This is a genomic window from Micromonospora sp. NPDC005220 (assembly GCF_040607895.1).
GTDB lineage: Bacteria > Actinomycetota > Actinomycetes > Mycobacteriales > Micromonosporaceae > Micromonospora.
The window spans coordinates 1-12,802 of record NZ_JBEXHP010000141.1; the positions used below are offsets into that span (position 1 = coordinate 1).

The 12,802-nt window shown below is 70.8% G+C and carries 11 protein-coding genes and 1 pseudogene; 6 read left to right on the top strand and 6 right to left on the bottom strand.

Features of this window, described 5'->3' with window-relative positions:
- From ABZU52_RS29380 to ABZU52_RS29395, 4 genes are all read right to left on the bottom strand, one after another.
- A partial coding sequence (locus ABZU52_RS29380; protein ID WP_354974199.1) for a beta-ketoacyl synthase N-terminal-like domain-containing protein occupies nucleotides 1-1,747 on the bottom strand: 1,747 nt, incomplete at its 3' end.
- A complete protein-coding gene (locus tag ABZU52_RS29385; protein ID WP_354974200.1) occupies nucleotides 1,740-4,967 on the bottom strand; it encodes an amino acid adenylation domain-containing protein in 3,228 nt (1,075 codons plus the stop codon). The genes ABZU52_RS29385 and ABZU52_RS29380, both read right to left, overlap by 8 nt.
- Before the next feature lie 165 nt (nucleotides 4,968-5,132).
- Nucleotides 5,133-5,972, bottom strand: coding sequence for an aminoglycoside phosphotransferase family protein (locus tag ABZU52_RS29390; protein WP_354974201.1), 840 nt, complete (start codon nucleotides 5,970-5,972; stop codon nucleotides 5,133-5,135).
- Nucleotides 5,969-6,775 (bottom strand): response regulator transcription factor, encoded by an 807-nt coding sequence (locus ABZU52_RS29395; RefSeq protein ID WP_354974202.1) that lies wholly within the window; start codon nucleotides 6,773-6,775, stop codon nucleotides 5,969-5,971. The genes ABZU52_RS29390 and ABZU52_RS29395 overlap by 4 nt, the downstream gene beginning before the upstream one ends.
- A gap of 388 nt (nucleotides 6,776-7,163) precedes the next feature.
- Here ABZU52_RS29395 and ABZU52_RS29400 point away from each other — a divergent pair, with 388 nt between their 5' ends.
- From ABZU52_RS29400 to ABZU52_RS29415, 4 genes and pseudogenes are all read left to right on the top strand, one after another.
- Nucleotides 7,164-8,411: an MFS transporter gene (locus tag ABZU52_RS29400; protein ID WP_354974203.1), complete on the top strand. Its 1,248-nt coding sequence runs from the start codon at nucleotides 7,164-7,166 to the stop codon at nucleotides 8,409-8,411.
- Between the two features lie 128 nt (nucleotides 8,412-8,539).
- Nucleotides 8,540-9,319, top strand: a pseudogene (locus ABZU52_RS29405) (hypothetical protein); the annotation flags it as partial.
- 52 nt (nucleotides 9,320-9,371) lie between these two features.
- A complete protein-coding gene (locus tag ABZU52_RS29410; protein ID WP_354974209.1) occupies nucleotides 9,372-9,620 on the top strand; it encodes a hypothetical protein in 249 nt (82 codons plus the stop codon).
- A gap of 135 nt (nucleotides 9,621-9,755) precedes the next feature.
- A complete protein-coding gene (locus ABZU52_RS29415) occupies nucleotides 9,756-9,932 on the top strand; it encodes a hypothetical protein (protein ID WP_354974204.1) in 177 nt (58 codons plus the stop codon).
- 274 nt (nucleotides 9,933-10,206) lie between these two features.
- Here the strand turns inward: ABZU52_RS29415 and ABZU52_RS29420 are convergent, their stop codons facing one another.
- Nucleotides 10,207-10,395, bottom strand: a complete 189-nt coding sequence (locus ABZU52_RS29420; protein WP_354974205.1) for a hypothetical protein — start codon at nucleotides 10,393-10,395, stop codon at nucleotides 10,207-10,209.
- Nucleotides 10,396-10,666: 271 nt separating this feature from the next.
- Here ABZU52_RS29420 and ABZU52_RS29425 point away from each other — a divergent pair, with 271 nt between their 5' ends.
- Nucleotides 10,667-10,972, top strand: coding sequence for a hypothetical protein (locus ABZU52_RS29425; protein WP_354974206.1), 306 nt, complete (start codon nucleotides 10,667-10,669; stop codon nucleotides 10,970-10,972).
- On the opposite strand, the gene ABZU52_RS29430 is transcribed toward ABZU52_RS29425, so the two are convergent.
- Nucleotides 10,943-12,091, bottom strand: coding sequence for an IS701 family transposase (locus ABZU52_RS29430; RefSeq protein WP_354974207.1), 1,149 nt, complete (start codon nucleotides 12,089-12,091; stop codon nucleotides 10,943-10,945). The genes ABZU52_RS29425 and ABZU52_RS29430 overlap by 30 nt on opposite strands.
- Nucleotides 12,092-12,240: 149 nt before the next feature.
- Here ABZU52_RS29430 and ABZU52_RS29435 point away from each other — a divergent pair.
- On the top strand, nucleotides 12,241-12,802 hold a 562-nt coding region (locus ABZU52_RS29435; protein WP_354974208.1), incomplete at its 3' end, for a GNAT family N-acetyltransferase.

Genomic DNA, 12,802 nt, shown 5'->3' on the forward strand with positions numbered 1-12,802 from the left:
ACCGGGTCAGGCCGACGCAGGCCAGCAGCCGGTCGCCGCGTTCCCGGACCGAATCGTCCAGGTCGTGGCCACGCAGCAGCGCGACGCCCTCGTCGACGGTCCGCCGGTACACCGGGTCGGCGTCGTAGTTGGGTCGGTTGCCGGTCACCGCACCGGCCCCGGTGAGGTGCAGCGCCACCCCGCGCGCCCGAGCCGTCGCGTCGACCTTGCGCAGCCGGGCGACCCCGTCGGTCACGCCGGTCAGGACGGCGGCCCGCCAGGGCAGCTCGGCGCGGCCGGTCCGCAGTGTGTACGCGAGGTCGGCCAGGTCCCCGGGGGCGGTTCCCGCCGCGAACGCGGTGACCCGGTCCAGGCTGTCCTGCGCCGCCGCGGCGGTCTTCGCGGACACCAGGACGAGCTGCGGGACGTGCCGACGGGGTCGGGGCGGAGTCGGCGGGGCCTCCTCCAGCACCACGTGGGCGTTGGTGCCGCCGATGCCGAAGGCGCTCACCCCGGCCCGGCGTACGCCGTCGACAGGCGCCCAGGGTCGGGCGGTCGTCGGCAGCTCGAACACCGAGCCGTCCAGTCGGATCGCCGGGTTGGGCGTACGCAGGTGGGCGATCGGAGGAATCGTCCGGTGCGTCAGGGCCAGCACCGTCTTGATCAGGCCGATCACCCCGGCTGCGGTGTCCAGGTGTCCGACGACCGACTTGACCGCGCCGAGCGCGCAGGGCGCCCGGTCGGGCCGGGTGGAGTCGAACACCTGCCGCAGCGCCGCCACCTCGATCGGGTCGCCGAGCGCGGTGCCGGTGCCGTGCGTCTCGACCAGGCCCACGGTGTCCGGGTCGACGTCGGCCACCTCCAAGGCCGCCGCGATGACGGCGGCCTGACCGGTCGGGCCGGGCGCGGTGAAGCCCGCCTTGCGGGCGCCGTCGTTGTTGACCGCGGAGCCACGGATCACCGCGTGCACGGTGTCGCCGTCACGCAGCGCGTCGGTGAGCCGCTTGAGCACCACCACGCCCGCTCCGTCGCCCGGCACCGTCCCGTCGGCGGCGGCGTCGAAGGCGCGGCAGCGGCCGTCGGCGGAGAAGATGCCGCCGGGCTCGTGCAGGTGGCCGCGCCGGGTCGGCGGGGCGACGGTGGCCGCGCCGGCCAGTGCCACGTCGGCGTCGTAGGTGAGCAGCGCCTGCGTCGCCTGGTGCACCGCGACGAGCGACGTCGAGCAGGCGGTCTGCACCGTCAGCGCCGGCCCCTGAAGGTTCAGCTTGTAGGCGATCCGGGTGGCGGCGAAGTCCTTGTCGCTGCCGATGATCACGCCCAGGCCACCGGCCGCCTCGACCGCGCGCTCGTTGGGCCACACGTTGTCCAGCAGGTAGACGTTGAGCCCGGTGCCGACGTACACCCCGACCCGGTTGCCGTCGGCGGCGACCGGCGGGTGGCCGGCGTGCTCCAGGGCCGCCCAGGCGCACTCCAGCAGGATCCGCTGCTGGGGGTCCATCAGGGCGCTGTCCGACGGTGAGTAGCTGAACAGCCGGTGGTCGAAGCGGTCCGCGTCGGTGAGCACCGCGCGGGCCGGCACGAAGCCCGACCGTTCCACCAGATCCTTGGGTACGCCCCAACCGACGAGCTGCTCGGGCGTGAAGACGCTGACGGCGTCGACGCCGTCGTGGACGTGTCGCCAGAACCGGTCCAGGTCGCGTTCGGCGCCGGGGACCCGGATGGCCATGCCGACCACCGCCACCGCGGCGCTGTCGTCCAGCTCAGCCACGGCCGGCTCCCACGCTGCGCCGCCGGTCGGCCAGCAGGGCGCGGCCCTGGCGGCGCTGCGCCGCGTTGGGGTCCGCGACGACGGGCGCGGTGTGCTGGAGCGCCGCCGCGCAGCCGGCGATCGTGCCGCAGCGGAAGAGGTCGGTCACCGAGACGTCCAGACCCTCCTCGGACATCCGCTGCTGAAGCGCGATCAGCGCGAAACTGTGGCCGCCCAGGTCGAAGAAGTTGTCGTGCAGCCCGACGTCGGGCCGCCGGAGCACCTCGACCCAGCAGGCCCGGATCCGTTCCTCCAACCCGGTGCCGACCACTGCGGCCGGCGGCCGCGACGGCGCGGTCGCCGTCCGTGCCGCGCGGCTGTCGGCCAGCAGGCGGGGAAGGTCCACCTTGCCGTGCGCGGTGAGCGGGATGGTCGCCACGGTCAGGATCCGCGACGGCACCATGTACACCGGCAGTGTCTCGCGCAGGTGCGCCCGCAGGTCGTGCTCGGCGTCCGGGCCGATCCCGTGGACCACGAACGCGACGAGTTCGTCGTCCTCGGCGGCCACGGCGCACGACCGCACCGCGGGGTGGGTGAGCAGGGCGCCCTCCACCTCGGCCAGCTCGACGCGGTAGCCGCGCAACTGCACCTGCGTGTCGTTGCGGCCGAGGTACACCATGCTCCCGTCGAGACCCCACTTCACCACGTCGCCGGTGCGGTACATGACCCCGCCGCCGTACGGGTCGGGCGGGAACCGCGCCTCGGTCAGCTCCGGGTTGTCCAGGTAGCCGTGCGCCACGAGCGCGCCGCCGCAGTACAGCTCGCCGGGCACGTTGAGGCCGGTCGGCCGCAGGTCCTCGTCGAGGACGTAGCAGCGCGCCGACGGCAACGGCACGCCGATGGCACCCTCGGGGACCCGGGGCACGTCGGCGGCCGACGCCTGGAAGATCGTGACGTGGATGGTGCCCTCGGTGATGCCGTACATGTTGACGAACACCGTTTGCAGACCCGGCGCGTCCGCGATCAGCGATGCCAGCCGCGACCAGCTCAGCGCCTCGCCGCCGAGGACGACGTAGCGGATGCGGGAGGTCTCGTCGGGGTCGAGCGCCCGCAGGTACGGCGGCAGCAACCGGTAGAGCGCGCCCGGGGTCTGGAACAGCACGGTAACGGCCTCGCGACGCACCAGCCGGGCCAGCCGTTCCCGGTCCACCAGGTCGACCCGGTCGGCGATGACCAGCCGGGCGCCGGTGGTCAGCGCGCCCCACATCTCCCACACCGACGCGTCGAACGAGAACGAGCTGGCCGCCAGCCACACGTCGGCGGCCGTGACGTCCAGGCCCGCCGGGGTCGGGCTGTTCAGCGCTGCCAGGCCGCCGTGCCCGACCAGGACCCCCTTGGGTACGCCGGTCGAGCCGGAGGTGTAGATGACGTACGCCGGGTCGTCCGGCCCGGGGAAGGTCTCCTCGAGCACGGAGATTCCGTCGAGAGTGTGCGCGTCGGCCAGGGGGGTCCCGCTGTCGCGGGTGAGCGCCACGGCCGCCTCTGCGGTCTCCGGGTCCACCACGAGCACCGCCATCCCGGCGTTCGCGGCGATCAGGTCGAGGCGCTGGCGCGGGTAGTCCGGGTCCAGCGGCACGTAGACGCCGCCGAGCTTCCACACGCCCAGGATCGACGCGACGACCGCCGGTGAACGGCCGAGCAGCAGCCCCACCCGGACGCCGGGGCGGACACCGCGGTCGGCCAGGCCCGCCGCGATCCGCCCGGCCCACCGGTCCAGCTCGGCGTAGGTGATCTCGACGTCCCGGTGGCGTACGGCCACCGCGTCCGGGGTCGCCGCCGCGTGGTCGGCGAAGCGACGCAGCACCGACGGGTGCGTGACCGGCGCCGACGCGAGCGGCGGGTTCACCCCCTCGGTGAGCTGCGCCCGCTCGGCCTCGTCCACCATGGATGGCTCCCGCTGCTCCTCGTCGACGATCGACCGCAGGAACGTCAGGTAGTGCGTGAGCAGCGTGCCGACGGTCTCCGCCGTGAACAGCTCGGTGCTGTACTCGGCGCGCAGGAACGGCACGTCGGTGGAGACGTCGAGGGTCAGGCCCAGGTCGAACTTGGTGACGTTGATCTCGACGTCGACCTCGGTCAGCCGCACCCCGGCGAACTCGGGAAACGCGAACGGGAAGTTCTGCACCGTCAGCGAGGTCTGGAACAGTGGCGCGTGGCTGAGCTGCCGCTCCCCCACGGTGGCCCGCACGATCTGCTCGAACGGCACGTCCTGGTTGGCGAAGGCCGCCATGCTGGTCCGTCGTGCCCGGTCCACCAACTCGGTGAAGCTCGGCCGGCCGGACACGTCGAGCCGGATCGGCAGCGTGTTGACCAGACAGCCGACCAGGCGCTCCTCGGCGTCGTCCATCCGGTTCGCCACCGGAACGCCGACCACCACCTCGTCCTGGCGCGCGTACCGGGACAGCACCGAGGCGTACGCGGCGAGCGTCACCGCGAACAGCGTCACGCCCCGCGCCCGCCCCCACTCCCCCAGCCGCCGCACCAGTTCCGGCTCGACCGGGCGGCGCAGCACCGCGCCGGTGGTGCCGAGCACGCTCGGGCGGGGGAAGTCGGTGGGCAGCGCCAGCTGTGGCACGTCGACCAGCGCCGCACGCCAGAAGTCGAGGCCCGAGCTGTCCCGCCGCCACGCCTCGTGCTGCCGCTCGGCGTACGCCAGGTAGGACTCGGCCGGCTCGTCGTAGGCGGCCACCGACCCATCGACAGTGGCGTCGTACTCGGCGGCCAGGTCGCGCAGGAGCAGACCCACCGACCACCCGTCGCAGGCGATGTGGTGCACGAGCACCGCGAGGCCGTGCTCGTCCGGACCCCAGGAGCGCAGGAAGGCCCTTACCACCGGCCCGTCGGCGAGGTCGAAGGGCTGCCGGGCCTGCTCGGCGACGAGCGTCCGCAGGTGGGCCTCCTGGGTGGCGCGATCGACCCACCCGTCGGCGGTGATGTCGACGTCCACAGCGGGCGTCGACGACACTCGCTGGGTGAGGACACCGTCGACCACCGCGAACGTGGTGCGCAGCGCGTCGTGCCGGGCGACCACCCGGGTCAGGGCCGCGCAGAGGGCCTCGGGTCGCAGCGCACCGCGCAGGTGCACCGCGAAGGCCACCACGTACGCCGGGTTTCCGGGCTGGAGCTGATCGAGAAAATAGAGGCGTTCCTGAGCGAAGGAAGCACGACCGGTACGAACCATGCACCGATCGTGCGGCCCGGCACGTCCCGCGCGGCAGAGCACGTTCTCCTGCCCCACCAGGAAAAGCTCCCGGTCGCGTCGGCGACACGTCGACGCGGGTCCGCGGGCATGGCGCGGCCCCGGCCCGACGCGGGTTGCCGTCGGACCGGGGCGGTGGTCGGCCGGTCAGTACTCGCCGCGCCCGAAGGCCGCCAGCTCGGCGGAGTGCACGGGATTGCTGACGTACGTGGCGCCGATCGGAGCCGTCACCCGGCACCAGGCGTCGAGCCGGCCCACGTCGATGCCGGCGGCGCTCGCCAGCTCGTCGCGGCGGCGCACCATCTCCGCGCGGTCCAGACCCTCCAGCACGTAGTCCACGGCGTCGAAGCAGGGGTCACCGGCGCACGCCATCGGGTCGATCGCCACCAGGCCCCTGCCTCCGCCGTTGAGCACGTTGCCGAGGTGCAGGTCCCCGTGCAGCAGCACGGTGTCGGTGGGCACCGCGAACAGGTCGTCGCGCAGCCGCTTGGACCCGCTCAGGTCGGCGCCCCGGCGCGTCGCCGAGTTGAACAGCACGTCGATCCAGTCCGCCAGTTGACGGGGAGCGGCAGCCGGGTCGCCCGCGCCGTGCAGATCGGTGAGGAAGGCGGCGTACTCCCGCGGTGAGGGCGGCTGCGGCATCTTCTCCACGAGAGTGCCGGGGTGGATCGCTTCGAGCAGGACGGCGCCCTTGGCCGACTCCCGCACCGCCGGCACCCGCCCGCTGGAGGCGAACTGGCGCAGCATGTCCACCTCCTCCCGCACGGCGTAGCTGTCCGGGGACAGCTTGAGCACCGCGTCGCCGAGCGGGCCCACGCACCGGAACACCACCGAGGAGTTGCCGGACTTGAGCGGGTCACCGAGAGTCAACTCCCACTGCTCGACGAGGTCGTCGAGCCGCTGGCGCAGCGTGCCCACCCAGCGGTGCGCGGCCCGGCCGAACCGTGGCTCCAGTCGGTTGGCGATCGCGTCCAGGTCCAGGCTCATCCCGCTAACCCCCGCACCGACCGCGCGCCGGCGTACGCGGCCGCGCCCGGCGCCACGCCACGCCTGCCGGCCAGCAGAACGCTGCCACCAGGCACCACTGGTGAATGGGAGCCGGGCGGCCCGGGGCGCCCCAACCGCGCCCGGCGGGCGACCTCGATCGCCTCGTACCGGTCAGAAACGTTCAATTTGCTGAAGATGGTGGAAATATGATTGCTGACCGTTTTCGGGGACAGATTCAGCTTCGCGGCGATCGCCACGTTGCGCATACCCGAGGCAATGAGTTCCAGCACTTCCCGCTCGCGGGCTGTCAGCTCCGGGAAGAGCTGCTGGTTGCGGGGCTCCCGGCTCAGTTGCCCGATGAGCTTGTCGGCCACCCGGGGGCCGAGGATGACCTCACCCGTCGCGAGGCCCCGGATCGCCCGGACGATGCCGTCGCCCGGGCAGTTCTTGAGCACGTAGCCCCGGGCGCCCGCCCACATGGCCGCGAGGATCGCGTGTTCGTCCTCGACCGCGGTGAAGACCAGCACCGCTGTCGAGGGCGACACCCGGTTGATCTCCTGGATCGTCACCCCCGCCTGGAACCCCGGCAGCTCGACGTCGAGAACGAGCACGTCGGGACGGGTGGCGGTGGCCAGCGCCAACGCCTCCCGCGCGGACGCCGCCTCACCCGTCACGGCGACCTCAGCCGACGGCGACAGCAGGGCGTGCAGGCCCCTGCGCACCACCGGCTGAGCGTCGGCCAGGACCACCGTCACCGCGTCGGGTTGTGTCTCCGCCGTGACTTCCTCCGGATACCGCCTCATGTTCCGAGTCAGTTCCGAGGCCGAGCCAACGCTGACCATCTATCCACCTCACCCCGTCCGAACGGCCCGCGGTGTCTTAGTCGCGCGGGGAAACGCCGCGGTAGCGCCGACCCCGCGTCGTGATGAACATCTACTCACGGCCAACAGAACAACACAAGAAGTGATCCCGGGAGTGGGCTCGGTCAGCCTTTTGACGCATCGGAAAACCGAACCAAACTTTCCGTTTTGGCCCTGACGAAGCCGTCCACAGCGGACCTTTCACGGGCGGTCGACGTGCCGCCGACCCGGGAGTCCACGGGGGAATTTCCCGGCCGATCCGGGACGTCGTCCCGTACGCGCTACACCTGTCGCCCTGTCCGCCGGACACCGCCGTCGCCAGGATTGACCCATGCCCTTGTCACGAGTGACGGACGTTGTCGCCGGCCTGGTACCGACCGACCCGCTCCGCAGGAAGCTGATCGCGATCCGACTGGCCGAGTCCATCGGCAAGGGAGTCTTCCTCAGCGGCAGCGTCGTCTACTTCACGCTGCGTGTCGGACTCGACGCCCGGCAGGTGGGCCTGGGCCTGTCGGCCGCCGGCCTGTCCGCCTTCCTCTCGTCGGTCCTGTTCGGTGTGATCGCCGACCGGGTGGGCGCCCGCCGCCTGCTCGTCATCCTGTTCGTCGCGCTGGCGGTCGGATTCGGGCTCTACAGCCTTGTCGACAGCGCGACCGCCTTCTTCGCGCTGGTGGTCACCGTCGGCTTCCTCGAGTACGGCACCGGCCCGACCAACGGGGCCCTCATCGGCAACCTCGTGCCCGCCGAGGAGCGGGTGAAGCTCAAGGCCATGATGCGGTCGGTGTTCAACATCGGATTCAGCATCGGTATCGGCGTGGCGGCCGTCGCCGCCCTCAGCCAACGGCTGCTCGTGCTGATCCCCCTCACCACTGCCGCGTTGATGGCCGGCGCCGCGCTGCTCGTCACCCGCCTGCCCGACGTGCCGCCGCGTCCCGCACCGGTGGGCTTCAAGCGTTTCGCCGCAGTCCGCGACCCACGCTTCCTCGCGGTGATCGGCGTCTCGACGATCCTCGCCTCGCACGTCAGCATCATCCTGGTGACGATGCCGCTCTGGGCGCTCAACCGCACCGACCTGCCGCACTTCCTGATTCCTCTGCTGCTGATCGTCAACACCGCGTTCGTCATCCTGTTCCAGGTACGGGCCAGCCGGGGCGCGGACACCGTGCACGGCGCGGGTCGGCTCGCCCGGCGCTCCGGCTATTGGCTGGCCGGCGGCTGCGCGGTCCTGGCGGTGACCGCGCTCGACGACAACGTGGTCCTGGCGTCCGTGGCGATCGTCGCCGCCGTGCTGATCCTCTCCGTGGCCGAGGTGATGCAGGCCGCCTCCGGTTGGGGGCTCGCGTTCGGCCTCGCCCCCGAGCACGCTCAGGGCGAGTACCTGGGGGCGTTCGACCTGCACGTGATCACGCAGAACATCATCGGCCCGGCGGCGCTCTCCGGCCTGGTCATCGCCTTCGGCTTCTGGGGATGGCTGGGCATCGCCGTCGCCGCGCTCGTCGCATCGGCGCTGATCATTCCGGCCGCCAACCGCAGCGCTGTCACGCTGGTCCGCGAGACGGCCCCGGCCTCCACGACCTGACGCCGCCGAGGCCGAGGTCAATCTCCAACCGCAGGTCCCCGGAGGCCGGGTCCCAAACACGCACCACTGAGTCATAGTGATCCGCCCAGCCAAACCCACCCGAGGTCACCGAGGGGTCCGATGCGCAGATGCGCCGCACCGGAACAGCCATCGCCACTGGGAGATCTTCTTCCACGCCCCCTGCTCATCGCGCAGGCGCTCAACGGCGCCCAGCGGTTCGAGGACGCCCGCGTCTGGTACGAGTACGTCTTCGACCCGACCCGACCCGGCCGGTACTGGCGATTCCTGCCCTTCCTCGCCGTCGACCCGGCCGCACTCGCCGACGACATCGCCGGCGCGCTCACCGAGCTGGAACGGATCGGCGCCGACACCTACTTCGAGGTTCCGGGCAACTCGGCGCTCGGCGACTACTGGGATCTGGTGGAGGACCGGCTCCGCAAGATCCGGCTGTCCCCCTGGACATCAGCCGACCGGTGCCGCTGTTCGCACCACCCGTCGACCCGGCCGACCTGGTCCGCGGCGGCGCCGCCGGTGTCGGGGTGGAGTCGGCCCTGCGCGGCGGCGGCGTACCCGTACCGCACCACCGCTTCGCGGTCGTGTTCCGCCGCGCCCAGGATCTGGCCGACCGGCTGCGCCAGTTCCGGCAGGACCTGCTGGGTGCCCTCGACCGACGTGACGGCGAGCAGCTCAACCTGTTGCAGACCCGGCAGGAGGCGGAGATCCTGGCGCTCACCCGTGCTGCCCGGGAGGCGCAGGTCGGCGCGGCCGAGTACCAGCTCACCACCGTCCAGGGTGAGCTGGACATCCTGCGCCGGCAGATCGCCCACCAGGACGAGATCGCCGCCTGCCTGCGGGACAAGTTCACCGGGGCCGAGCTGTACCAGTGGATCGCGGGCCGGCTCGGCGCCCTGTACTTCGAGGCGTACGGGTTGGCCGAGGAGACCGAGCGACACAACACCAATGCCACAGGCCTTCCCGGTACGCGACGCCGAAGTGCTCGTCTTCGACGGCGATCCGGACACCGACGACGCGAGCGACATGTATGTGCTGAAGGTGGCCGGCATCTCGGTCCTGGTCCGCCTGCGCGCGACCCCGGCCAATCCGAAGGACAGTGCCCAGCTGTACGTGCACATCGAGAACGAGGGTCGCAGGCCGACCGAACTCGCCGTCGAGGTCGACAACGGCGGTGACGCCATTTACCAGATTTAGCGCCTCAACGGCAGCAACCCGAGCGCCCCACCGTCGCGCAAAGCGACCCGCCAGCGGAGCCTGCCTGGCCGCGCCGGCCGGCTCGAGCCCATCGCGATAACCCCCGTCAGCGCCATCAGCGCGGGCTTTCCGGGCGTGGTCCGTTCCTTCTCGCCCCGGTGGACCCGGGAGCTGGTCGCCGTGACGCCGGGAGAGCCCGACCCGCTCGCGGCCCGCTTCATCGCCGATCTGCGTGCCCGAGGGGTGCGGGTACCCGGCGATGTGCAGAGCCAGCTCGAACCTTCTCAGCAACGCACCGGGACCCTGGGGTGAGAGGCACCAGCACCTTCGATCGACACCACGAGATCCAACGGCGGAGCGACTCCACCGATGGGTCATCTCCCGCGAGATCGAGCATCCTCCGCTGGTCGGCGAAGAACACGTCGTCGCCGTCCAGGCAATCGACACGCCGACAACTTCGCGCGGATCGCTTTCGGCGACCCGGTCCCTTCGAGACCAAGACCGAAGGAATGAAGACGAGGAGGGGTCCCCGCATTCGAGCTAAGGGCGGGACCCCTCCCGGCGATCCCACTGGCGAAGCGCCAGCCTAGGAGTTGCTGACGTCGACCTCGGCCTTGACGACCGTCGTCCCGGAAGGACAGTAGTACCTGCTGTACGCGCCCGGGTACGGGTAGGACCAGTCGCCGTAGAACTTGGAGATGATGTACGTGTAATAATTGTCCTGGCAGGAGGCGATAACCCGGAACCGGCCGGTCCCCGCGGTGCATTGCGCCAAAGCGCCGCCATTCGGCTGATAGATCCGCGAGCTGCAGTTGGTCGGATATGCTTGTGCGGCGGCCGGAGTGAGCGCGACCAACACGCCGGCGCCGACAACGGAAGCCGCCAAAATGGACTTGATTCGCCGGGTCCGTGACCCCCATGAGGTATGCATAGCGCAAGTTATCAAGTGCCTAATGGCCCGCGTTCCGTCGGATAGAGAACTTCGATATGAGAGATGAGGAGGAGAAGGGCGGATCTTCGGCCGGGGCGTCGCTGACACCCTGATCATGCTGTTCGGATTCGCGGCCCTGCAGGCCGTCATCTTGAATAGGATTCTGAGCCTCGTCGTGGTCCTCACCGCCCTGCCCGCCTGGTTCGCCGCAGTGCCCTTGTCTGCACCCACCCCGCATTGCGGCGTGGTGATCAATCTGCTCATCGGCAGCCTCGCCAGCGCAAGGGTCGGCGCGTCCTGGGCCACCCAGATGCGCTCGTCCGCCCTCTATCGAATCCTGACCGTGCTGCTCGTGCTCATCGCCGCCGTCGGCGAACGTGGCCTTCCTTCGCTAGTACGACAGCCCGGGATCGTTACGTAGATGCAGGTTGATGGATTGCGTGGGCAAGCATGACCAGGGTGATGTGCCGGTACCAGGAGTCCCAGCGGCGCACCTGCGGTTCGTCCAGGCCGATGCGCTTGCCGGTTTGGAAACAGGTCTCCACGTTCCAGCGGGCACCGGCCACCTGGACCAGGGTGCGTAGCCGGACGGGTCGGGGTGACCAGCAGCGGTAGAAGGCCAGCTCGCCCCGTCGCTGATCCGGCGGCGCACGAGCAGGCTGTGGCAGCCGCCGGTCTCGCCGTCGGGTGGGATGATCGCGATCCAGGCCCAGTCGTAGTCGCGTTCGCCCTTGGATCCGGCCCCGGCGGAGATCCGATTCCATGCCCGGCTCGGCAGTGCGTCGGCCAGCCGATCGGCGCGGAACGGACCGTCGGACGGACGGGCGGTGACCCGGTGGCTTTTGGCCACGGCCAGGACGTAACCGACCCGGCGGGCTTGCAGGTCGCGGCGCAAGTGCTGGTCGCCGCCGTAGAATTCGTCGGCGGTGCACCACGCGGCCGGCACCCCAGCGTCGAGGGCCCGGCCGAGCATCCGCCGGCCCAAGGTGACCTTCGTGGCGAAGCGCACGTCGTCGGGCACGCCGGCCGTCGCGCACCGGACCCGGTCGTCGGTCCACACCTTGGGCAGGTACACCTCCCGGTCGATCAGCGTGGACCCGCGCGGGCCGGCGTGGGCCAGATAGACCGCCACCTGCGCGTTCTCGATCCGGCCCGCGGGTGCCGACGTACTGGCGCTGCGTGCCGATCGTGAGGTCAACCTTTTCAGATCACCGGTGTCGTCCAGGATCAGGACCCCGTCCGGGTCGCCGAGCATATTCACCGCATAGCCGCGTACGTCATCGCACACCTTGTCGGCGTCCCAGACCGGCTCACCCAACAGCCGCTGCATCGCTTGCGGCGATGGGTCTCCCGCCTGCTCCGCCAACTGCCAACACGACCGGCTGTCCACATCGGACAACACCCCGAGCAGGAACGCTTGCGCCTGCCGGCGCGGCTCCACCCGCCCGAACCGGCCCGCGATCGCCGCGAACCCGGTCAACCACTCCTCGACGGCTACGCTGTGCCCAGCGGCCGCGACGAAATCTTGAGTTGTCTCCACAAGCCGACCATGATCACGTGGCGGCGGTCCCCACGCCCGCAGACACGCTGGCCAGCTGATCAACCAGCACTCATCGCGGGGGCCGGTCCTTGTCAAGGCGGGTCGGTAACCAGTTGGCTCGGCGGGGCGGGTCCGCCAGGATGGCAGTCATGCGGGTTCGTCGCGCCGATGTCACCGACGCGCTGGCGATTGCCGTGGTACAGATGACCTCATCGCGGGCGGCGTATCAAGTGTTGCCCCAGGACGATCCGGACAGCCAGGATACTGACCGGCGGCGCGAGGTATGGGAGCGGATCCTGGCCGAAGCGGACTGGCCGCGCTCCGCGACGCTGGTGGCTGACAACGACGATGGCATCGTCGGGTTCGCCGATCTGTGCCCAACACGAGACCAGGACGCCGACCCGCTCACGGTCGGCGAGATCACGGCCATCTACCTTCTGCCGGCCGTCTGGGGCACCGGCGTCGGCGCGCTGCTCATCACAGAGTCCGTTAACGCGCTGAGCGAGGCTGGCTATCGACAGGCGACCCTGTGGGTACTGGAGACAAATCACCGGGCTCGGCGCTTCTACGAAGCAAACGGCTGGCTGGCGGACAAGGCAGTCAAGCAGGTGAGCTACCCCGTTTTCATGGAGCTTCGTAATCATGGTCTGATGGCCATGGGGAGGAAGTTTCTGTGGCGGCACCGAAGAAGTACCCCGATGAGCTGCGTCA